Source organism: Bacillus sp. S3 (genome assembly GCF_005154805.1).
GTDB lineage: Bacteria > Bacillota > Bacilli > Bacillales > Cytobacillaceae > Neobacillus.
The window spans coordinates 1771036-1791700 of sequence record NZ_CP039727.1 but is presented as its reverse complement, the minus strand read 5'-3'; the positions used below and the strand labels follow the sequence as shown (position 1 = coordinate 1791700).

At 38.7% G+C, this 20665-nt stretch carries 27 protein-coding genes; 6 read left to right on the top strand and 21 right to left on the bottom strand.

Annotated elements, in window-relative coordinates; all coding sequences use genetic code 11:
* Positions 1–12 precede the first annotated feature (12 nt).
* Entirely contained in the window at positions 13–1350 is a 1338-nt protein-coding gene (locus FAY30_RS08645; RefSeq protein WP_149869493.1) for an acetyl-CoA carboxylase biotin carboxylase subunit, read from the bottom strand.
* Between the two features lie 233 nt (positions 1351–1583).
* Between FAY30_RS08645 and FAY30_RS08640 the strand changes: the two genes are divergently transcribed.
* Positions 1584–2057, top strand: coding sequence for an N-acetyltransferase (locus FAY30_RS08640; RefSeq protein WP_149869492.1), 474 nt, complete (start codon positions 1584–1586; stop codon positions 2055–2057).
* Between the two features lie 28 nt (positions 2058–2085).
* On the opposite strand, the gene FAY30_RS08635 is transcribed toward FAY30_RS08640, so the two are convergent.
* The 4 genes from FAY30_RS08635 to FAY30_RS08620 form a co-directional block, all read right to left on the bottom strand.
* Positions 2086–2715 (bottom strand): RsfA family transcriptional regulator, encoded by a 630-nt coding sequence (locus FAY30_RS08635; protein WP_149869491.1) that lies wholly within the window; start codon positions 2713–2715, stop codon positions 2086–2088.
* 87 nt (positions 2716–2802) lie between these two features.
* Entirely contained in the window at positions 2803–3561 is a 759-nt protein-coding gene (locus FAY30_RS08630; RefSeq protein WP_149869490.1) for an enoyl-CoA hydratase/isomerase family protein, read from the bottom strand.
* Positions 3562–3673: 112 nt separating this feature from the next.
* Positions 3674–3847, bottom strand: a complete 174-nt coding sequence (gene rpmF / locus FAY30_RS08625; RefSeq protein ID WP_024029176.1) for a 50S ribosomal protein L32 — start codon at positions 3845–3847, stop codon at positions 3674–3676.
* Positions 3848–3930: 83 nt separating this feature from the next.
* On the bottom strand, positions 3931–4455 hold the full coding sequence (locus tag FAY30_RS08620; protein WP_149869489.1) for a YceD family protein: 525 nt from the start codon (positions 4453–4455) through the stop codon (positions 3931–3933).
* 244 nt (positions 4456–4699) lie between these two features.
* Between FAY30_RS08620 and FAY30_RS08615 the strand changes: the two genes are divergently transcribed.
* Positions 4700–5914: a nucleotidyltransferase gene (locus FAY30_RS08615; RefSeq protein WP_149869488.1), complete on the top strand. Its 1215-nt coding sequence runs from the start codon at positions 4700–4702 to the stop codon at positions 5912–5914.
* Between the two features lie 26 nt (positions 5915–5940).
* Here FAY30_RS08615 and FAY30_RS08610 read toward each other — a convergent pair whose 3' ends face one another.
* Positions 5941–6960, bottom strand: coding sequence for a SepM family pheromone-processing serine protease (locus tag FAY30_RS08610; protein ID WP_149869487.1), 1020 nt, complete (start codon positions 6958–6960; stop codon positions 5941–5943).
* A gap of 2 nt (positions 6961–6962) precedes the next feature.
* Complete coding sequence (locus FAY30_RS08605; RefSeq protein WP_149869486.1) at positions 6963–7748, bottom strand: patatin-like phospholipase family protein; 786 nt, start codon at positions 7746–7748, stop codon at positions 6963–6965.
* Positions 7749–7940: 192 nt separating this feature from the next.
* On the opposite strand from FAY30_RS08605, the gene ylbJ reads away from it, so the two are divergent.
* A complete protein-coding gene (gene ylbJ / locus FAY30_RS08600; protein WP_149869485.1) occupies positions 7941–9155 on the top strand; it encodes a sporulation integral membrane protein YlbJ in 1215 nt (404 codons plus the stop codon).
* 17 nt (positions 9156–9172) lie between these two features.
* On the opposite strand, the gene coaD is transcribed toward ylbJ, so the two are convergent.
* The 7 genes from coaD to FAY30_RS08565 all read right to left on the bottom strand — a co-directional run bounded on the left by coaD (position 9173) and on the right by FAY30_RS08565 (position 12836).
* On the bottom strand, positions 9173–9655 hold the full coding sequence (gene coaD / locus FAY30_RS08595; RefSeq protein WP_149869484.1) for a pantetheine-phosphate adenylyltransferase: 483 nt from the start codon (positions 9653–9655) through the stop codon (positions 9173–9175).
* A complete protein-coding gene (gene rsmD, locus FAY30_RS08590; RefSeq protein ID WP_149872643.1) occupies positions 9621–10226 on the bottom strand; it encodes a 16S rRNA (guanine(966)-N(2))-methyltransferase RsmD in 606 nt (201 codons plus the stop codon). Before rsmD ends, coaD begins: the two co-directional genes overlap by 35 nt.
* 507 nt (positions 10227–10733) lie before the next feature.
* Positions 10734–11009, bottom strand: coding sequence for a YlbG family protein (locus FAY30_RS08585; RefSeq protein ID WP_149869483.1), 276 nt, complete (start codon positions 11007–11009; stop codon positions 10734–10736).
* 122 nt (positions 11010–11131) lie between these two features.
* The gene (locus tag FAY30_RS08580) at positions 11132–11569 is read right to left on the bottom strand and encodes a YlbF/YmcA family competence regulator (RefSeq protein WP_149869482.1); all 438 of its coding nucleotides are present in this window, start codon (positions 11567–11569) and stop codon (positions 11132–11134) included.
* 59 nt (positions 11570–11628) lie between these two features.
* The gene (locus tag FAY30_RS08575) at positions 11629–12078 is read right to left on the bottom strand and encodes a hypothetical protein (protein WP_223820927.1); all 450 of its coding nucleotides are present in this window, start codon (positions 12076–12078) and stop codon (positions 11629–11631) included.
* Positions 12079–12170: 92 nt separating this feature from the next.
* Positions 12171–12410 carry a YlbE-like family protein gene (locus FAY30_RS08570; RefSeq protein WP_149869481.1) on the bottom strand — a complete coding sequence of 80 codons (240 nt, stop codon included), beginning with the start codon at positions 12408–12410 and terminating at the stop codon, positions 12171–12173.
* An 18-nt stretch (positions 12411–12428) separates the two neighbouring features.
* Positions 12429–12836 (bottom strand): YlbD family protein, encoded by a 408-nt coding sequence (locus FAY30_RS08565; protein ID WP_149869480.1) that lies wholly within the window; start codon positions 12834–12836, stop codon positions 12429–12431.
* A gap of 147 nt (positions 12837–12983) precedes the next feature.
* Between FAY30_RS08565 and FAY30_RS08560 the strand changes: the two genes are divergently transcribed.
* Together FAY30_RS08560 and FAY30_RS08555 are read left to right on the top strand one after the other, a co-directional pair.
* Positions 12984–13469, top strand: coding sequence for a PaaI family thioesterase (locus FAY30_RS08560; RefSeq protein WP_149869479.1), 486 nt, complete (start codon positions 12984–12986; stop codon positions 13467–13469).
* Positions 13470–13486: 17 nt separating this feature from the next.
* On the top strand, positions 13487–13846 hold the full coding sequence (locus tag FAY30_RS08555; RefSeq protein WP_149869478.1) for a hypothetical protein: 360 nt from the start codon (positions 13487–13489) through the stop codon (positions 13844–13846).
* 15 nt (positions 13847–13861) lie between these two features.
* Here the strand turns inward: FAY30_RS08555 and FAY30_RS08550 are convergent, their stop codons facing one another.
* Positions 13862–14941 carry a CAP domain-containing protein gene (locus tag FAY30_RS08550; protein WP_149869477.1) on the bottom strand — a complete coding sequence of 360 codons (1080 nt, stop codon included), beginning with the start codon at positions 14939–14941 and terminating at the stop codon, positions 13862–13864.
* Positions 14942–15102: 161 nt separating this feature from the next.
* Positions 15103–15537, bottom strand: a complete 435-nt coding sequence (locus tag FAY30_RS08545; RefSeq protein WP_149869476.1) for a CBS domain-containing protein — start codon at positions 15535–15537, stop codon at positions 15103–15105.
* A gap of 189 nt (positions 15538–15726) precedes the next feature.
* Here FAY30_RS08545 and FAY30_RS08540 point away from each other — a divergent pair, with 189 nt between their 5' ends.
* On the top strand, positions 15727–16086 hold the full coding sequence (locus tag FAY30_RS08540; protein WP_149869475.1) for a YugN family protein: 360 nt from the start codon (positions 15727–15729) through the stop codon (positions 16084–16086).
* Between the two features lie 120 nt (positions 16087–16206).
* Here FAY30_RS08540 and FAY30_RS08535 read toward each other — a convergent pair whose 3' ends face one another.
* From FAY30_RS08535 to ctaD, 5 genes are all read right to left on the bottom strand, one after another.
* Positions 16207–16671, bottom strand: coding sequence for a DUF420 domain-containing protein (locus FAY30_RS08535; protein WP_149869474.1), 465 nt, complete (start codon positions 16669–16671; stop codon positions 16207–16209).
* A 98-nt stretch (positions 16672–16769) separates the two neighbouring features.
* A complete protein-coding gene (ctaG, locus tag FAY30_RS08530; RefSeq protein WP_149869473.1) occupies positions 16770–17678 on the bottom strand; it encodes a cytochrome c oxidase assembly factor CtaG in 909 nt (302 codons plus the stop codon).
* Positions 17679–17823: 145 nt separating this feature from the next.
* Positions 17824–18159 (bottom strand): cytochrome c oxidase subunit IVB, encoded by a 336-nt coding sequence (gene ctaF, locus FAY30_RS08525; RefSeq protein ID WP_149869472.1) that lies wholly within the window; start codon positions 18157–18159, stop codon positions 17824–17826.
* 1 nt (position 18160) lies between these two features.
* On the bottom strand, positions 18161–18790 hold the full coding sequence (locus FAY30_RS08520) for a cytochrome (ubi)quinol oxidase subunit III (protein WP_149869471.1): 630 nt from the start codon (positions 18788–18790) through the stop codon (positions 18161–18163).
* On the bottom strand, positions 18790–20655 hold the full coding sequence (ctaD, locus tag FAY30_RS08515; protein ID WP_149869470.1) for a cytochrome c oxidase subunit I: 1866 nt from the start codon (positions 20653–20655) through the stop codon (positions 18790–18792). The genes FAY30_RS08520 and ctaD overlap by 1 nt, the downstream gene beginning before the upstream one ends.
* Positions 20656–20665 lie beyond the last annotated feature (10 nt).

Sequence of the window (20665 nt, the reverse complement as noted above, 5' to 3'; positions counted from 1 at the left end):
TTATTACACTCCTTATTTCACCAAATTTTTTATTAAAAAGCTTGTTGTGTACAATCCCTTTTGGAAGTCTTCGTTTGCAAGTATCGTTAAGAATATTGGGGCATTCGTTTTAATCCCCTCAATTTCTATCTCATTAAAGAAATTTTCTGCGGCGGCTAATGCTTGCTTCCGTGTGTCACCATGAAAAATACATTTGGCAATCATCGGATCGTAAAATGGTGTCACCGTTCCGCCTTCTTCATATCCGGAGTCAATTCTCACTTCTTCTTTTTGATTCCATTTGAGCTTCGTGATTTTTCCCGGGGATGGCAAAAAGCGAACAGGGTCTTCCGCATAAAGCCTAAATTCGATTGCGTTCCCTGATGAGGCAATCTCAGGTTGCAATAAAGGTAATTTCTCACCTCGTGCCACAAGAATTTGCCATTTAACTAAATCCAGGCCGGTAATCATTTCTGTCACAGGGTGTTCGACTTGAAGCCGGGTATTCATTTCGAGAAAGTAAAAATTCTCATTTTCATCGACAATGAATTCAATCGTTCCAGCATTTGTATATTCCACAGCATGTGCTGCTTTCACAGCTGTTTCATACATTTTATGCCGGACTGTCTCGGATAGAAAAGGGGATGGTGATTCCTCGACAACCTTTTGGTGCCTTCTTTGTATGGAACAATCCCGTTCAAATAGATGGACGATGTTTCCAGCGCTGTCCCCAAACACCTGAACCTCAATATGTCTGGCATCCGCAATATATTTTTCAATAAAAACCTCATCTGAACCGAAATAGGCCATCGCTCTCGACTTAGTTGAATCATAAAACTTAACGAGCGCTTGCTCATTTTCTACTAGCACCATGCCTATTCCCCCGCCCCCGCCGCTTGCCTTAAGCATGATGGGATATCCGATCGCCTCTGCAAGACTGCACGCTTCTGCAATCGTCTTTACACCATTCACACTTCCGGGCACAACTGGGACACCAGCCTTCTCCATGGTCCGGCGAGACACGATTTTGTCTCCCATTAATTCAATCGTTTCTGGCTTCGGTCCAATAAATATAATTCCTTCATTGATTGCCTCTTTAGCAAATGCTGCATTTTCGGATAAAAAGCCATAGCCGGGATGAATGGCATCCACTTTTTCACTTTTTGCGATTTCCAGAATTTTATCACTTTGTAAATAGGATTTGTTTACAGGCGGTTCTCCAACACAAACAGCCTTTGTGGCAGCTTTAACAAAAGGCATTTCCTGATCGGCTTTGGAATAGATAGCAACTGTTTCAATCCCCATCTCCTGACAGGTTTTAATAATCCGAAGGGCAATTTCTCCCCGATTGGCGATTAATATTTTTTGCACATTTTTTCCCCTTTCGTATCCCTTTTGTTCCATCCCTTTTATTTTTCTACATCATTCTCTGAATTTCCTGCAATTTTTGAAAACGCTTCCTAAAGTTATTTGAAGAATTTTTTGTGAATTTGTTATATAATGAACGTAATTCATTTGAATAATAAAAAAATTTCATTGTGTGTTTTCAAAAACCAAATGAATATTTGCAAAATTAAGATGGTAACTTTTTAGGAGGTTTAACTATGGCGATAAAAGTGGAAAAACTAAAAGTAAATTTTAAAACACTAGAAGAATTTAAAAAATTTAAGGAATATGGAATTCAAGAGTTATCGATGTTTGAAGACCTTGAAGCAAATATGATTGATAATGATAGTGAATCACCTTTCTACGGCATTTATTTTGGGGACAAATTAGTAGCACGCATGAGTTTATATCAGATTGATGCGAAATTCGACCGTTATTTCTTTCCGCCACAAAACTATTTAGAATTATGGAAACTGGAAGTACTCCCTGATTATCAAGGGAAAGGCTTCGGTAAAGCCCTTGTCTCGTTTGCTAAAAGTTTCGGGCTGCCAATTAAAACAAACCCTAGAGTCCAATCAAGTGGTTTTTGGGAAAAATTAGGGTTTAGCAATGTTGATTATGATATGGAGCGTGACCGTGGAGAAAATCCACTTGTCTGGTATCCAGAAGGCGTCGAAGCACAACACATATAAGAAAAAGCGGACAAAATGTCCGCTTTTTCTATTTTTCCACTCTTTCAAGATTGCCGTTCTTATCCATTTGAAATTTGACCTTTTGCTGCCGATCCTCGTCTTGAAGGACAACCATTTTTCTGGCTCTTTCCATAATTTCAATTAACGAACGGTAGTCTTCTTCAATGGCTTTTAAATTTTTTGACAGTCTTTCATTTTCTGCGGCTAAATAGTATGTTTTCTTCTCCAATTCTTTAATTTTTTCAGAGGATTGCTTTCTGTCCTCTTCAAAACTAGATGAAGCTTCAGCTTGTTGATGGAGTCCTTCTAAATAGTGCATAACGGCAGGAAAGGTGATTGTGGTTCCCTGTTCACAACCGGGCGGTGATTGTACAAAGTCTACTTTAGCAGGCTCTTGACTTGGCTCTCTCTCAGCAGGAGCATCATGTTTCTTTAACTCCTTACGCTGTTTCTTAGCAAGTTCTATGCCTGATTTATATTGCTTTCGCACATATGAGTTCCAGCGGAAACCACAGGCTGCTGACGTTCTCGAGAGCTGTTTGCCAACCTCCTCAAATGCCTGCAGTTGTGTTCCGCCTTCACGGATATGCCTAAGTACAACTTCAGCAAGCAATAAATCCTCATCTTGGGACCATGCATCTTGTCTGGTTGGTGACATCAGTCCATCCCCCTCCTAGTGTTTTTATAATACATATGCATCTACTAGAAAAGATAGACTGTGAAAGAGTTGTCTTTTTATTTTTATTCAAAGTTTTTTATTTATAAAGGACCTGACATATTCATGGTGTGCATCGCTTTCCCAAAGCCATGCGCAATTTTTGACCTCTTCCTCTATTCTTTCACGCAGTAAGGTTGCTTCCCATTTCCTAATCCAAATTTTTTTATAGGATTGGAGTACGTTTATATCCTTTATTAATATTTTTTCAATAAAAGCTTCACAGGCGTCCAGAGGGTCATTTTCAAAAAGAGTATGAATAAATCCAGTATTTTTTAATTCATCGGCAGTTTGCAGTTCTGCTTCCATTAACATTTTCATTGCACTTGCAGCTGGAAGTTTTTCCGCTAGGATAGAGCCTCCCCCCCAGCCTGTGGTAATGGCCTGCTTCCCCTGAACAAAACCTGCCTTAATTCCTTTTCGTGCAAGTCGAAAATCGCAGGCAGCTGCCAGCTCACAGCCGCCCCCAACTGCTGTTCCGTTTATAAGAGCAATTGTCGGAATAGGTAAAGTTAAGAGCGTATATAGAATATTAGCCATCATAGAAAGCATAGGATAGGCTTCCTCCTTCGTATGAAGAAGATGAAAAGTGGATAAATCGCCTCCAGAACAAAAAGCTTGGCTTCCTTCTCCAGTAATAATCAATGCCTTTATATCTGATTCAGAAGCTATTCTTACTGCTTCTTTTAATCCCTCCATTATCTCATAATTAATGGCATTCCTTTTATCAATCCTAGAAATGGTAAATAATAAGTACCCTTTTTCCTGTTTAACAATGCGGTATGACAATTTTCCTCGCCCTTTCTTTGGCTAGTTTTCAATGCCGGGATTGCTAGTATGTATAGAAACGACAAAAGCACAAGGGCTAAATAGCTCCTTGTGCTTTCTATCCTAATGGAAATTAGTCGTTAACAACGTCTTTTCCTTTGTATGTTCCGCAAGCTTTACATACGCGGTGAGCAAGTTTCATTTCACCACAGTTTGGGCAACTTACCATACCAGGTACGTTTAATTTAAAATGAGTACGACGCTTTCTTTTTGCAGTTTTAGAAGTCCTTCTAAAAGGTACAGCCATTCTTCCCACCTCCTTAAAGAGTATTAAGAAAGTAATGAAGGCCAGGAGAACTGGTTCTTCACTTTGCTTCTTAGATTTGCCGATTATGAATCGGAAGAATTGTTTTCGTCAAAAAACTTTGCAAGCCCTGCGAGTCGCGGATCAATCTTTTTCGATTGTTCTTCTTCATGAAGAACTTCCCAGTCCTTGCCGGATTGCGGTGCAGCTCCATCGGACTCGACATCTTCACAAAACACTTGCATTGGAACTTCAAGTAAAAGAATTTCGCGAATGATTGGGAAACAATCAATCACATCGCCTTTTACCTGATGTGCTTCCTCATCAGTTTCATAAACTGACCCATGCAAGAGGAAAGTTTCAGTTGTTTCGACATTAATTGGAAGTTTTACATCCACTAAAGTACGAGAACAAGGAAGGATTAAATGACCTTCGATTTTTAAATGGAATGTCACTTTCGTTGAATCGATATCTCCCCGACCGGTAATATGCATCGGAGAAACTTCACGAATGGTGGGATCGTCTTGTTTGATCTCGTCCACACGAACCGTCTCATCAATCAAAAAATCCTTGTTTCGATATTTTTGTAACTGGCTTAATGTCCATTTCAATTGAATCACCCCAAGGCAACAAAGGTAATTATAGCCTTCGAAAATATTTTTGTCAATGTTTTTTCTTTACACCATATTTGTGTTGTTTCACTTAATAGAATTCCGCTAAAAAGTGTTTTTCCATACTAGTGTATCCAGATACGTTCTTTACAAACATCTACAACATCTTATCATAATATTTGATTGGTTTCCTTACATTTTTGCTATACTTGTTAAAAATAAACCTTTTAAAAGGAGATTGAACATGAAAGCAGTTGGCGTAATTGTTGAATACAACCCTTTTCACAACGGGCATGCCTATCATTTACAAGCTGCAATAGAAGCGGCAGATGCCGATGTTGTCATTGCCGTCATGAGCGGGAATTTTTTGCAAAGAGGGGAACCTGCCCTTGTATCTAAATGGTACCGGACGAAAATGGCTTTGCTTAATGGAGTCGATCTCGTCTTTGAACTGCCCTACCGCTTCGCTGTTCAAAAGGCAGAAATCTTTGCAGCCGGAGCTGTGTCCATACTGGATGCTGCTTGCTGTGAATCACTTTGCTTCGGAAGTGAGAGCGGAGATATATCTGATTTTACACAGACAATTGATTTCTTAAACGGGGAGCAAGAAGCATATGAGAAACTTATTCATCAATTTATCCATACAGGTGTAAGCTATCCGAAAGCAGTGTCCCTCGCATTTCAGCAATTGGAAGATTCAGATAAATATTTAGATTTAGCAAAACCAAATAATATTCTTGGCATTGAATACATAAAAGCAATCAGCCGGCAAAAAAGCGGGATTAAACCTATAACCGTGGCACGAAAAAGTGCCGGCTATCATGATGAACATTTTTCCTCAGAAACCATCGCGAGTGCCACGAGTATCCGAAAGGCCATTTTCACTAGCGAGGACGAAAAAACGAAAATTGACCAATTTGTCCCTGAACATACGAAACAATTATTACACGAATACCTCCATTATTATCATGTTTTTCATCAATGGGAAAATTATTGGGGCTATTTGCAATTTCGTCTTCTCCATTGCTCGCCTGGTGAGCTAAGGGAGATCTATGAGGTAGAAGAAGGACTTGAAAATAGAATACTGGCTTCAGCAATAGAGTCCACCAGCTTTCAAGAATTTATGCAAAAGATAAAAACAAAACGTTATACTTGGACGAGACTTCAACGATTGTGTGTTCATATATTAACGAATACAAAAAAAGCAGAAATCCAAAGCTTTTCAGAAACAGCCTCCTACCTAAGGCTTTTAGGCATGAGTGCCAACGGAAAGGAATACTTGAATAAGAGAAAAAAAGACTTTGGCCTTCCTCTGATTGCTAAACTTTCTTCTTTTAAGAATGATGAAATAATGCTTGATGTTAAAGCAGCTCGTATCTACTCTCTTGGTATCCCTAATCGTATGAAAAATGAAATGATCAAACAGGAATACAAGCAGGTTCCTATTTTTGCAGAATAAAAAGATGATGCATCCGCACCATCTTTTTATTTTTCATTTAATTTTTCTAAATAGTCCACCGCTTCATCAAATGTATCAATCGGTACGATTTTCATGTTTGTATGAATATCATGGGCAGTTTTTACAGCAGCACGGAAGTTTGAATTTTTCGCCCCATTTTCATTAGGTGCCAAGAAGATGTCCGCACCTGCCTTATCTGCAGCGACAATTTTTTGTTCAATCCCGCCAATTGGACCGACAAGCCCCTTTTCATCGATCGTTCCCGTTCCAGCAATTTGGTAGCCTCTAGTTAAATCTTCATGTGTTAATTGGTTATAAATCTCCAAAGAAAACATTAGTCCGGCTGATGGACCGCCAATTTCGTCGGTCTTGACCTTTACCTTTGGATCCACGATAATCTCTTTATCGTCCACTAGTGAAATTCCAATCCCAATTTTGCCGGGATCACTTTTAAATGGCTGCAGACTTAAGGTAACATCGTCCGTTTTTTTATTTCTTGCATACGTTAATGTGACTTTTTCCCCTACTTGTTTTTTGCCAACATATTCAATAAATTTCTCCGAGGAAGGGAATTGATGTCCATCTACCTTAAAAATGCGGTCACCTGCCCGAAGCTTTCCTTCTGCCGGCATTCCTGGAACTACCTGGACGACATAGATGCCCTTATATTTGTAATCAACAGACAAGCCTGCTTTCCGATAGGCAACATCTATCGCATTTAGTTTTGAGCCCGCCATCAAGTGAAGCTGTCTTGCATTATACTCCTCCTCTGTTTCCTTTTTGTATAAAATCATTTCCAACGGATAAATCTCTTCATACTTCAGCAGCTTTGCCTCCAAATAGGAATAGATATTCGCTCTACCCATTCTAACAGTAGTCAGCATGAAGTTTCCCTCATCCTTATATCCGCCTTCAACCGTTATGATGGGCCCGAGCTCTTTGGCCATTCCCGGTTTTGAAACATAGAAGGGCAAGGAATAGTACATTCCGCCAATCAAGATCAAGGCTGTCAATAATATGGATCCTATATATATTTTTTTTCGCATCTTTAATGTTTCCCCTTCCACTGTTCAATAACGGTTTCAATTTGCTGTAATTGTTTCTTTGTTTCTTCCTTTCCGATATTGATAATCTCTTCATGATGGGTGAAGGCTCTTGAGCTATACATTTCAACTGGGGGACGGATCATAACATCAGCTGCAATTTCTCTGCTGTTAATGATTTCTGATTGCATGATATCAATACTCTGCATAATGACATCATAAATGGTGGTTATTTCTGCGTTCCGTTTTACCCTTGACACATCCACTGCAATGACAATATCTGCACCCATATCTTTTGCTACCGATATCGGAACACGATCTGCAACCCCGCCATCTACTAAAATTCTTCCATTATATCTCTCAGGGACAAAAATCCCGGGAATCGAGATGCTTGCTCTAACAGCCTCAGCAACCGGCCCTTTTTGAAAAATGACTTTTTCACCTGTCAATAAATCCGTTGCCACGATACTAATTGGCAGGGATAGCTCCTCTATGTTTTTTCCATGGGTAAAAACCTTTATAAACTCTTTAATTTTCTTACCTGCAATAAAGCCCATTTTGGGAACGGTAAAATCGAGAAAGTATTTTCTTTTAAAGGCAGTCGATAATTTATATAATCGGTCCAAGTCAATGCCAGCTCCATAAAAACTGGCTACGAGTGCCCCCATACTGCTGCCAGCGATTAAATGAATCGGAATTCCGGCTTCTGTTAATGCCATAATGACCCCTAAATGAGCAAACCCGCGTGCACCGCCAGAACCAAGTGCCAAGCCTATTTTAGGGTGCTCCATAAAAGTTGACCTCCTATTTTTCACCGAATACAAATCTCGTTCAATCTTATGGTCTAATTTAACGTTATATGAGTATATTTGAGATATATGAGGACAAGTAATCACACATTTACGTATGAATATTCTCTATTTTAGCATTGATAATATTGTTTTGAACAGCTTGAGTAATCTGTTTGGAAGGAGGACCCTTCAGTGTTTCGGTCAAGACTAAAAACGATTTTTTTATCCGTTTCTGTTACGATTTTAGCAGCCTCGCTAATTTCTTATCCACAAGAGTCATTTGAAGCGTCTATCCGCGGCCTGAATATGTGGTGGGAAATCGTTTTTCCTTCCCTGTTACCCTTTTTTATTGTCTCAGAAATGTTAATTGGCTTTGGCGTCGTCAAGTTTATTGGCGTTTTGTTAGAACCCTTCATGAGACCGCTATTTAAAGTCCCTGGTGTAGGCGGCTTTGTATGGGCAATGGGAATGGCCTCAGGTTTCCCCGCAGGCGCGAAATTCACTGCACGACTACGCCAGGAAGGTCAATTAACACGAACTGAAGCGGAAAGGCTGGTTTCATTTACAAATTCCTCAAATCCCTTGTTTATCTTTGGCGCTGTATCGGTGGGCTTCTTTTATAATGCCGATTTAGGGATTCTCCTTGCGCTTGCCCATTATTTAGGAAATATCTGTGTTGGTATCATCATGCGCTTCTATGGAAAGGACTCCCCCGATGAGGGTAGTGAAAAAAAGAAAAAATTCAAAATCAGATCCGCCTTATCTGCCCTGCATCAAACAAGACTAAAGGATAATCGGCCAATCGGCAAACTATTAGGTGATGCAGTTAATTCATCAATCCAAACCCTGTTAATGGTTGGAGGCTTCATTATTGTATTCTCGGTAATTAATAAATTGCTCTATCATTTACATATTACTGCAACTCTGGCCAAATTAGTTGAGGTGCTCCTTAAAGCCCTGACATTCCCTGACATGTTAAGTATTCCATTTATTTCAGGATTATTTGAAATCACTTTGGGCAGCCAATTAACCAGCCAAGTCCAAGATGCTACCCTTTTGCAAAAAGCAATGATTACAAGCTTTATCCTGGGTTTTAGCGGTTTCAGTGTCCAAGCACAGGTAGCCAGTATCTTAGCGCAAACGGATATTAGATTTCAGCCTTTTTTTATTGCAAGAATCATCCATGGTATTTTTGCAAGTATTTTTGTACTTATTCTATGGAAACCCATCTATCTACATTTTAATAGTAAAGAGCAGCCCTCAAACGCCATGCCGGTCGGTTTTTTTGAAGATGGTTCCTGGGCAAATCAGTTCTATCATCAACTGATTGAGTTAGGACCCCTCATAACGATTGTCTCGCTTTTTGTGTATGTTTTGCTCTTATTTTCACGGCTCAAAAAGAGCTAGGCAATAGCCCAGCTCTTTTATCGTTTAAATTTTTTATGTAATTCTTTTTCAACTATAGGTGGGACAAGTGATGAAATATCTCCATTATACTTCGCTACTTCTTTCACGATGCTTGAGCTTAGAAAAGAATATTGATTGTTTGTCATGATAAAAAAAGTTTCGATATTTTCATTCAGCACCCTGTTCATCGAGGTAATTTGCATTTCATATTCAAAATCTGAAACCGCCCGCAAGCCGCGGATGATGGCATTGGCATTAACAGCTTTCGCATAATCAACAAGTAAACCCGAATGTTCATCCACCTTTACATTTGGCAGATCTTTTGTGACTGCCTCAATAAGATGTATTCGCTCCTCGACACTAAATAACGGGTTTTTTGCTGAATTATTCATCACACTTACATACACCCGGTCAAATACCTTAGCCCCTCTTCTAATAATATCTAAATGGCCATATGTAATTGGATCAAAGCTCCCTGGACAAACGGCTATACTTGCCACGTTTTACTCCCCCTAATTCTCTGTTCCTCACATAAATTGTTACCGCAATTATCCCATATTGTTCGTGTTTAATTTCTGTAAACCGTCCCACCGTTTTTGGTAAATCCACATCATGGCCATGCTCACACACAACAATGCCATTTGTTTTTACTAAATCTTGCTGATCCATTTTTTCCATTAAACTAACAAGCTGTTGTTTCTTGTAGGGCGGATCTAAAAATATATAATCAAAACGGATTGCCCTTTTGATGAGTGCTTTTACTGCCCGGTCTGCATCATTACGATACACTTCCGTTTTCTCCTCAAATTTACAAGCTTTAATATTTTCATGAATCACTTGGATGGCCTTAGCATCACGATCAATAAAAATAACCTTCTCAAAACCTCTGCTTAGCGCCTCCAGGCCCAACCCGCCACTGCCTGCAAAAAGATCCAAACCAATTCCGCCATCAAAATAAGGACCAATCATATTAAATAAAGCTTCCTTAACTTTATCTGTCGTCGGACGTGTCGAATTTCCCGGAACAGCTTTAAGAGGTCTTCCCTTACATATACCTGAGACCACTCTCATGGACATATCACCACATTTTTCAAAATCAATTTTCTTTATCCATCCTACCATAATTAATAAATTGTAGACAATCTGTTCTAAAAATTATTAAAAAGACGTATAAGCTTTTGAGTTGTGGAAATAATGTAAGTAACAACATCAATTCGAGGATGTTGTTGCCAACCGCGGAGAAGACTTACGTTTCCCCATAAGTTCTTCCTCCGGTTTCTCCTCTCCCTTTGCCTTCTATCCTTTATGAGGATGTAGAAGGACCCTGCAGAATTTTCTGCAGGGTTTTTTTTAGGCTGTGTTAAACTTGGCTGTTGATTTGCGCTTCAGGATGCTCGCTTTCCGCGGGGCGGGCGGTAAGCCTCCTTGGCGCAAAAGCGCCTGTGGGTCTCTCCTGTCCCGCTGCCCGCAGGAGTCTCGCACCTTACGCTCCAATCAACAGGTGTGTAAAATCAACATTCACCTTTAACAAAGCCTTTTTTTAAAAACATAAAAGGTGAGGATCCATTCCCTCACCCTTTAAATTCCCATTTTATAATCATATTCCTTTGCTTTATCCGGAGCAGAATTTTCATATTCCATCCGTAAGAATGGTTTATATGAAGGCTCTACCTTCTTAACAAATGAAAAAGAATTTAACTTTTCCATGATTCCCTCAACATCTTCTTGATTACAATACAAGACGACATATTTCAGCTTTTTTGAAACATAATGAACATTTCCAAAGCGTCTTAACATTTTTGCTTGCTTTAACGAGTACAGCCAAACAACTAATCCTTGTCTTTGTACAAACATACATTTTTCCCCTTCAACAAAACCAGCATTTTACATAAGTCTAGCATATTAAAACGTTTTATTTCAATTTAAAATTTTTTAATTTTAGAATACAAAAAAATCAGCTTAACGCTGATCTTTATTTAACCGCATCCGCAGCTGCCCCCGCCGCCGCATCCGCTTCCATGTCCATTATCAAAAAATGGATTGCCGGTTGGAACTTTAATATGTTGGGAAACTGAACCACCGATTAACATGCTGATTTGATCCAAGAGGCTTTGCAAATCATTTTCAGCTAGTTTAAACTCTGACACGAGCGGATCCAAATCCATCTCCCGTTTATATTCACGAATTTGCATCATGACCCGCTTATAATCCGGATGATATTTTCCAAAGCGCTGTACTTCTTCATAAAGTTCTTTTAGGCTGACAAATTGGTTTATTTTCCGCTGTGTTTCCCCGTTATTCTGCATTTTATATAAACAAATTTGGTATTGTTCCGCAACATCAGACTCTAATACCATTTTAGCTAATTGCTCTGCATTTTCCAATAAAGCTATTCTCTCACTAGTAGCAAGCAAAGCCGCTCACCTCCAATGCAATTTTATCATGAATGCTTGGAGAAAGCGAAAAATTCCTCTTACTTAGGGATATTTACCATAAATTCTTTGGCTAAGCCGTATGGCTCATTATTTAACGTAACGACCTCTAATTTTAGTTGATGGCTGCCAGGTGTAAGACCTTTAATAATAAAGGCAGCTGAAGTCACCTCGGATGTCTGTTTTCCATCCACCCAAATAATCATTTTTCCAACTTTTTTCTTGGCACGGTCTGCTTCCCGGAAGCTGATTCCATTAACAATACACTCTACTAGAACTTGATTTCCTATTGTCTTATGCTGTACAAATAATGAAGGAAATTCTTTTGTACTTTGATTAAAAACTGTGGCAATCTCTGCCGGGTTACGACTTGACTCCTCAATTAGGATTAATTTCGGCTTCGTTTCAGGTTTTGGCACATCCTTCTGACAGCCACTGACGATCCCTGTCAACAAGAATAGAAGAATAGAACATAGTTTGAACTTCTTCACCCTATCACTCCCTTTTGTAGATATTGTTCGCCTCCTTTTTCATTTTTAGTCAATAGAAAAAAGGCCACATTATAATAAATGTGGACCTCAGATTAACTTTGCGTTTTCATTGCCTGGAACATATGATACATCATCGAGGCCATTTGGACGCTATTAGAAAACTTTTCTACCTGGTCTGGTATCGTTTTTTTATAATGATGTAACGATGCAATCTCAAGCGACTGTAAATCATAGGGGTTTCTTGACAATTTCCGATACCATTGCGGCTGCTCACGAACAAATTGCTTTAAATCCTTCTGGCGGTCTAAATAATCTACTACCTCTCTTCTCATTGGTTACTGTTCCCTTCTCTAGTCTTTTCGAAATGAAAATGGATGTTGTGGCCCCTCTTGTGGCTTTATTGAGCCAGAGGCCGGATTCCCCCCCTGGAATTGTGAAATAACTCCTTGGATTGCTCCTAATGCTTGACTTAAGTTATTAATATGAGTTTGCATCTGATTAGGATCCATCTTTTTGACCATGCCTACAATATTAGACATCCAATCTCCTTTGGTCTCCCCATTACTTGTTTCTTGTGTTGAATCCGCGTCATTACCCATGTCTTCCCATCGCTTATCCTCTTCGCCCAATAAGTACCAGTCCTCATATAACTCTTGCCAAGTAGCCTTTCCATTTCGGACCTCTTTGATAATGTTTGGATTATTTTTTACAAATTCCTTGAATTTGAGCACGGAAGGATGCAATTTCTTTTGCGTCATATTTTTCACCTCAGCCCATATTGATCGCCAATAATACAATATGTAGGAATAGTTGAAAGGTGAAAAATCAATCGAAATCAAATGATTTATTATTATGCTTCTAAGTGGTAAGATGGCAACAGAACACGTTAAGAAAGAGGTTATATGATGAAAGACGAACTGCGCAAATTACTTGAAATATGTATCGAAACTGGATCAGATACAGACCTGCGGGCACTCGCCAGCCTTTTAAAAGGTGTACAAAAAAAGATCAGTCGAAATAGAAGCACTTTTATAGATGGACTTCTTCATATGGAAAGAAGTTTTGGGCAAGGTTCCTGCGAAATTACCATTCCGATAAATCCGATCATTCATAATAACTTGAGCATTGTTCACGGGGGAATCACTGCAACAGTACTTGACACGGCCATGGGTGTCCTCGCCAATCATCAGCTGCCGGAAGGCTATGGAGCTGTAACAAATCAGCTCAATATTCATTATATTCTGCCGGGAAAAGGCGATACACTCCGCTGTAAAGCAGAAATAATCCATAAAGGCAGTAAAACGCTGGTTATTTCCGGTGAGGCTTTTCGTGATGACGGACGAAAAATCGCCTACGCGACGGGAACTTTTTTTATCATTCCTAAAGAATAAAATGGGGGCGTCTTCAAATGGTTACTGCTATTGTCATCCCAATCCTTTGCTTGTACTTTTATTGGCTGACAAAGAAAGAAATGAAAGAACAGGATGAGAGGTGGCTTGACGTCAGTAATGTTCGAAAGGAATCTGTCATAATAGGGGAGATTATTAGTATTACCGAAGAAAGACAGCGCTTTTATTATCACCGATACATATTTGTCCAAACACTAAGGCTTCAGACTGCTACAAAACTCATCACCGCGAAAAAGGTGACACCTATGACAAAAAACGTAAAAAATGATTCGTTTACAGTGGGTGAAGTGATTCTAACGTACGGCACTTGGGAAGGCAGCCAATTTTTGTTTAGTGAGTATGAACTAAAAAAAAGGTGACATCACGTCACCTTTTTATTCTTCTTTTTTTTGGATAAAGTTTTGCGTATAATATTTTTGAAATACTCCGACACCAATATGAGTAAAATCTTTATTTAATAGGGATTCCCTATGTCCCTTACTATTTAGCCATCCTTCGACCACGGCCGGGCCGTCTGAATAATTCGCTGCAATATTTTCTCCGGCATTAAGGTACGCGACTTTTGCCGTTTTTAATCGATTTGATAGGTCTCCAAATTTCTTTGAAGTATGTGAGAAATCATCATTTTCAGCCATATCCTTACTATGCCCATAGGCAGCCTCAGCTGTCATATCATCCCATATCAGCGGTTTTATTTTATTTCTGAGACGTAAGACGTTAGTAATGTCAAAAATCTCCTGAGCCATACCCGTTTCTATCAGCTTCCAGGTATCCTCATCAGGCTCTTCCGCTTTAATTAATTCTCCACTATAAACTAATTCGTAAGGTCGCTGTTTAATGAGTGTTTCAGCATTCAAAAAACGTACACTTGAGAGATTTCCCGTAAATTTATCTATGTAGAGCTGCACATAAATATCCCCTAATTTAACCATTGGCCGAAGATTTAAATCTGTATCATTAAGTTCAAAACGGTAGGAATTTCCGTTCACTTCAAGATTAATATTTGTATCAAAAAATTGCGTATTAAAGATTTCTTCTACTGGCTGACCAATTTCAAATGGAGCAACATCCAAAGTTTCACCGATAGCAAAAATGGTTACGACTTGATTATTTTCAACCCCTGCCTGGAAATACCGATTATAATTCTGCTTATAAATATACCATTGATAGCCATACATCGATTGATCAATTCTGTCAGGCGGGCCAAATTCCTTTTCTAACATAGTAACATCTTGTCCTATCAATAAAGCAATGCCTTCATTTGGCTTATCAAAGACTGTTTTATTACCTTCTTGAGTGTCAGGGCCATGAGGCAAAGATTGTTTCATTTCTAAATTGTGATCTTCTTTAATCATCTCATTGCTGTTATTTTTTTCATTTATGCTTACATAAAAACCAATCGTTAAAAAAACAACTGAGAGTATCAGAATTCTACTAAGAGTACGCAGAGGCATTCACCCTCTCTATTACTAGTTCCTTCATTATATGTATAGATAAACTAATTATATCACCTATGTCCAGATTAGTAACAGACAATATCGAAAATGTCTGATAAATCTAAAGAAAACAGGTACGCCTTGTACCTGTTTTCTCGAAAAATGCTAATTTTTAATTTTTAGTGTTGAACACCATTATAGTTTTGCTCAGAGATTTCAGTCAATGCTTCCTTTGCCTGATCATCCGTTAATTCACGGATCGCAAAATCACCAAGTGAAACAATACCCACTAACTCTCCATTCTCGACAACAGGTAAACGTCGAACTTGATGCTCCGCCATTAACATTGCCGCTTCTTTACTCGTTGTATCAGGAGATACTGTTACCAAGGTCCTACTCATTATATCTTCTACCTTCGTTGAACCAGGGTGTTTTTCCGCTACACCCCTGATAACGATATCTCTGTCGGTTATCATACCAACCAGCCTTTCCTGGTCAACGATTGGTATAGCTCCAACATTTAGTTCCTTCATTTTCACCGCAACCTCAAACATGTTATCCAACAATGTACAGCAATCCACATCGTCTGTCATAATTTCACGAATTTTTTCCATCATATTTTCCTCCAAGGTTATTAATTACGCTAAACAATATTATAGTTATCAAACCGTTATAGTTTTATTCGATGAACTATCCATTGCAAGTTGAAACATTTTCAACTATTATTAAAATGAATTATACTTGCTATTAAACCAAACTTGGGAACATAGGGGTAAGAAAAGCGTTTTTAGGAGGGTATAAAAATGAAATTTGAGAATACGGGAATTGAGAATTTAAAGGCGGAATTAAACCGTTTAGACGAAGTAATGCATGACCACGGTTTGGTTCGTGCCGGGCAATGGGATTACGAACGTGTTACATACGACCGCAAGTTTGAATTAAAAGAAGGTGTATATTACCTTCGCGTCCAGGGTTATTCAATTGAAGGTGACGTCGATACATTTAAAGCAACAATACAATTGATGACACCTCATTTGGGAAAACATTATTATCCACACGGTGTTGAGTATGGTGAAGCCGAGAACTTCCCGACTTCGCTTGTCAATCAATGCAAAAAGATTCTCGAAGCAGTAAATGCAGAAGTAAGTAAATTCGCATTATAATAAAGAAAAGCGTATGGTGTCTAGCCATGCGCTCTTCTTTTACATTAATTGGTACAAAGTAAAATAATAATATTAATAAAATTTCTATTCTAGTAAAACTTTTTCCATAGGGATAATAGATTAGAAGCCAAGAATGGCCTTAATCATGGATGTCGTTTCTCCGCCCTGGTAAAAAACATATAACAAAAGGTAAACAGCAACACCTGTAATTGCTGTAAAGAACCATATGATACTAGTAACCGGCCCAAGCTTCCGATGGATTGTCAGTTTATTCTTAAATCCAGTCAGGATGGAGACAATCCCAAATACCGCTCCAATTGTCGCTAAGGTAATATGGAAAATCAAAAATAGTGTGTAATAAATTTTAATCTCATCCGGCCCGCCAAAGGAGGTATTTCCAATAAAAATGGTACGCGAAGCATAGATAATAAAAAAGATAAGTGCAAACACCCCAGCAAGAAACATTGTTTTTTTGTGGGATTCAATTTTCCTTTGTTTTATTTGCCACCAGCCAATGGCAACGGTAATAGCACTTAAAACAATAAAGGAAGTACTGATTGTTGGTAAAATCGGTAATGAATTCATCCATAGATCCTCTCTTTTTACATATTCTATCCTCATTTTAAGGCAGTTCTCTATCCATTTCAATTAATATAAAGAAAACTCCCAATAAGAATGGGAGTTCATTCAATAATATTAGGATTTAAGATATGTTTCTTCATTTCACGTTCTGATTCTTCTTGATCTTTACGATACCATTCAAAAAAGACTTGAGATAAGACAACCGCATAAATGATTTCTTGAATGATTTTCATTACAACACCACCAAGGCGTTGGTCGTCTACTAATGACATCGAGCTAAATAACTCTGGGCCGCTTAAGTTTAAATTTGAAAATACTGATGGCCCTACACATAAACTCATAACATTTGCCCATACATCAGGGTCATGATAGGTTGCATAAATGGAGGAATCTGAAAAAATAATCAATGCACAAGCTGGTGTGATTAGCATACTGTTAGCAAATAAATAAGCTACTTTTTTAATTCCACTCAATGGTTGAAATTCTGACACAGGGCTGATTAATGACCACCACATAAAGACGGCTAAAACAAATAAAAGCATTGAATAACCGCCATGGTAAAATCGATTCTGCATCATATGATCAAAAATGATTGGAATATGGTAAAAGGAAAAGAAGCCGTTAAATAAAAGCAAGGCAATAACAGGTTTTGTAAAAAGCCTAAACAAAGAGTGAATGATTTTAACTCGTAAAATACTTTGCCACAGCCACGGTGGGATTGATAAAATAAATAACGGTGGAATCAGTAATACTAAAATCACCATTGTAATCCCGTGGATGTAGAACATTAGGTGTCCCATTAAATCAAGCGGTGAACCTTTAATCGCATACAATAAAATCATGGAAGTCAAAAATAATGAAGCTTGTTTGCCTGTTAAGGGCTCACTCTCATGGAACTTTGTTCTAAAAGTAATAGTAATAAGAAAATATGCAGCAGTCAGTACAACTAGGATGAACAAAAAGTCCGGGCTCCAAAGGGCTTTAAAACCAAATATATCTAATGTAAGCACCTTGATTTCACCTCAATATTTAGTAAACGAATCTTGTCTTTATTATACCCATAGAAAATTCTCTGTGCAAAAAATTGAATTGCAATTTAAATACCTTTTCACTACCTAAAAAGAAAATCGGCTTCACGCCGATTTTCTTTTTCTTTTACCACCAAATAATGGTGACAAATGTCAATATTGTTAGTACAGCAACAAACACTCCTGAAAACAGAAACATTTGTGGAGCTTCATGACCTTTATGGCTCATGTGCATAAAGTAATACAATTGGAATACAACTTGAACTGCCGCTAATAGAAGGATAAATGGTACTGTAAACCATGCTGTGAATCCTTTAATAGCTACAGCGGCAAATGCGATTAATGTTAAGAAAATCATCAAGGAAAAAGATATGACTTGATAACGCATCTCCTCTGCACTTTTCCTGCGGCGATATTCAAGATCTACACTTGGGTTGTTTGAACTTAATGGCTGATTTGTCATTTTATCCCACCATCCCCATCAAATATACTACTGTAAAGATAAATACCCAGACAACGTCGATAAAGTGCCAATAGAGGCTGGCAACATAAAACTTCGGCGCATTGTACAGGTTTAAACCGCGTTTTGAGTTACGAATCATCAATGTCAGAATCCAGCATAATCCGAACGCAACGTGAGCACCGTGGAACCCAACTAATGTATAGAAGGCTGAACCAAATGCACTACTTGTAAAGGTATGTTTATATTCATGAACATAATGACTAAACTCATAAACCTCAAGACCTAAGAATCCAAAACCTAATAACACTGTAAGTCCAAGCCAAACCATCATTTTCTTAAAGGCAAAGTTTTTCATATGATACATCGCATATACACTTGTCAACGAGCTTGTTAATAACAACATTGTTGCCACAAATGTAAGCGGCAAATCATATAAATCTTTCGCCAGATGGTGACTTGTATCTGGCACCTTGTCTTTCAATGCAAGATAGGTGGCAAAGAGAGAGGCGAATAAAACAGTCTCTCCCCCTAAGAATAACCAAAAACCTAAAAATTTATTTTTTGCTTCAAGGGTGGATTTCTCCGGTGCCGCAGGCCAAGTTTCATACGTCATTTTCTCTTCAACGTGCATTATGCCTCAGCCCCCTTTTCTTCTTGTAATTCTTCTTTATGGATATGGAATCCGTGATCATCCTTAATTGAGCGAACAAACATAGAACCAAATGTTACAAGCAATCCGAAAATCATAAGCGGCAATGCCCATGCTGCCTTGTCAGCATGATACATCGCGCCAAAAGCAGCAATGAACAAACCAAGTGAAATCATGAATGGAATGAAAGATGAATTCGGCATGTGAATGTCACCAAGCGGTTCTGCAGGTGTCATACCTTTTTTACCTTCCATTTTTTCAATCCATAGAGCATCTAAGCCACGAACAAGCGGCAGCTGTTTAAAGTTATAGAATGGCGGTGGTGATGGAATCGCCCATTCAAGCGTTCTGCCATCGCCCCATGGGTCATTGCCTACTTTTTCATTCTTTACAGAAGTAATGACAATGTTATAAAGCAATACAATTACACCAATGGACATAAATGCTGCACCAATCGAACTAACCATATTCGAAGCGTCAAACCCTTGCCCTGGAAGGTAAGTGAAAACGCGGCGCGGCATTCCCCACAGACCTAAGAAATGCTGGATAAAGAATGTTAAGTGGAAACCGATAAAGAAGAACCAGAAAGTGATTTTTCCTAATGTTTCATTTAACATCGTACCAAACATTTTAGGCCACCATAGATGTGTAGCAGCTAAAATTGCCAAAACAACACCGCCGACAATTACATAGTGGAAGTGTGCTACGACAAAGTACGTATCATGATACTGATAGTCAGCTGCCGCTGTAGCAACCATGACACCGGTTACCCCACCACAGACAAACGATGGAATAAAACCAAAGGCATAATACATAGGGGTAGTAAACTTCACACTTCCGCCCCACATCGTAAACAACCAGTTAAAAATCTTAATCCCAGTAGGTACACCAATGGCCATTGTTGCCACAGCGAAAATAGCATTGGCAACAGGACCCAACCCAGTTGTGAACATATGGTGTGCCCATACCATGAAGCCTAAGAAACCGATTAACACGGTTGCAAAGACCATTGAAGAATAACCGAAAAGACGTTTTCTCGAGAAAATTGAAAAGATTTCCGAGAAAATACCAAAGGCAGGAAGGATCAGGATGTAAACTTCAGGATGTCCGAAAATCCAGAAAAGATGTTCCCAAATAACTGTATTACCACCCATTGTTACATCAAAGAAATTTGCACCAAACATACGGTCAAACATCATAAGTGTAATTCCGACAGTTAACGGCGGGAATGCGAATAAGATCATCGCTGAGGCAACGAACGTTGTCCAAGTAAACAACGGCATCCTCATATAGGTCATTCCCGGTGCACGCATATTAATAATAGTAACAAGGAAGTTAATCCCACCTATTAATGTTCCAAAACCTGAAATCTGCAATCCTAATACGTAGAAATCAATTCCATGTCCTTTTGAATGAATGGCAAGTGATGCATAAGAAGTCCAACCTGCATCAGGTGCGCCTCCCAAAAACCATGAAAGATTTAAAAATACTCCACCAAAAAAGAACAGCCAGAATCCTAATGCATTCAAAAATGGAAATGCAACGTCACGTGCTCCAATTTGCAATGGCATAACCGCATTCATAAAACCAAGCAAAATCGGCATGGCAGCTAAGAAAATCATCGTTGTTCCGTGCATGGTGATGATTTCATTAAATGCACCAGCACTAACAAAATCATTATTCGGTACTGCCAGCTGGATGCGGATAAATACGGCTTCAAGTCCGCCAACTACAAAGAAAAATCCACCGGCGATTAGATATAGGATTGCGATTTTTTTATGGTCAACTGTTGTTAAAAAGTCCCATAATGTTGCGCTAAATCCCTTTTTTTGAGCAATGGTACTCACAATTTTACCT

Bases quoted from the DNA above. Each gene is read 5' to 3' on its own strand.
- FAY30_RS08640 (WP_149869492.1), top strand. From the start codon at position 1,584: ATGGCGATAAAAGTGGAAAAACTAAAAGTAAATTTTAAAACACTAGAA.
- FAY30_RS08635 (WP_149869491.1), bottom strand. From the start codon at position 2,715: ATGTCACCAACCAGACAAGATGCATGGTCCCAAGATGAGGATTTATTG.
- rpmF (WP_024029176.1), bottom strand. From the start codon at position 3,847: ATGGCTGTACCTTTTAGAAGGACTTCTAAAACTGCAAAAAGAAAGCGT.
- FAY30_RS08615 (WP_149869488.1), top strand. From the start codon at position 4,700: ATGAAAGCAGTTGGCGTAATTGTTGAATACAACCCTTTTCACAACGGG.
- FAY30_RS08610 (WP_149869487.1), bottom strand. From the start codon at position 6,960: ATGCGAAAAAAAATATATATAGGATCCATATTATTGACAGCCTTGATC.
- FAY30_RS08605 (WP_149869486.1), bottom strand. From the start codon at position 7,748: ATGGAGCACCCTAAAATAGGCTTGGCACTTGGTTCTGGCGGTGCACGC.
- rsmD (WP_149872643.1), bottom strand. From the start codon at position 10,226: ATGAGAGTGGTCTCAGGTATATGTAAGGGAAGACCTCTTAAAGCTGTT.
- FAY30_RS08585 (WP_149869483.1), bottom strand. From the start codon at position 11,009: ATGTTTGTACAAAGACAAGGATTAGTTGTTTGGCTGTACTCGTTAAAG.
- FAY30_RS08570 (WP_149869481.1), bottom strand. From the start codon at position 12,410: ATGAGAAGAGAGGTAGTAGATTATTTAGACCGCCAGAAGGATTTAAAG.
- FAY30_RS08565 (WP_149869480.1), bottom strand. From the start codon at position 12,836: ATGACGCAAAAGAAATTGCATCCTTCCGTGCTCAAATTCAAGGAATTT.
- FAY30_RS08560 (WP_149869479.1), top strand. From the start codon at position 12,984: ATGAAAGACGAACTGCGCAAATTACTTGAAATATGTATCGAAACTGGA.
- FAY30_RS08555 (WP_149869478.1), top strand. From the start codon at position 13,487: ATGGTTACTGCTATTGTCATCCCAATCCTTTGCTTGTACTTTTATTGG.
- FAY30_RS08550 (WP_149869477.1), bottom strand. From the start codon at position 14,941: ATGCCTCTGCGTACTCTTAGTAGAATTCTGATACTCTCAGTTGTTTTT.
- FAY30_RS08545 (WP_149869476.1), bottom strand. From the start codon at position 15,537: ATGGAAAAAATTCGTGAAATTATGACAGACGATGTGGATTGCTGTACA.
- FAY30_RS08540 (WP_149869475.1), top strand. From the start codon at position 15,727: ATGAAATTTGAGAATACGGGAATTGAGAATTTAAAGGCGGAATTAAAC.
- FAY30_RS08535 (WP_149869474.1), bottom strand. From the start codon at position 16,671: ATGAATTCATTACCGATTTTACCAACAATCAGTACTTCCTTTATTGTT.
- ctaF (WP_149869472.1), bottom strand. From the start codon at position 18,159: ATGACAAATCAGCCATTAAGTTCAAACAACCCAAGTGTAGATCTTGAA.
- FAY30_RS08520 (WP_149869471.1), bottom strand. From the start codon at position 18,790: ATGCACGTTGAAGAGAAAATGACGTATGAAACTTGGCCTGCGGCACCG.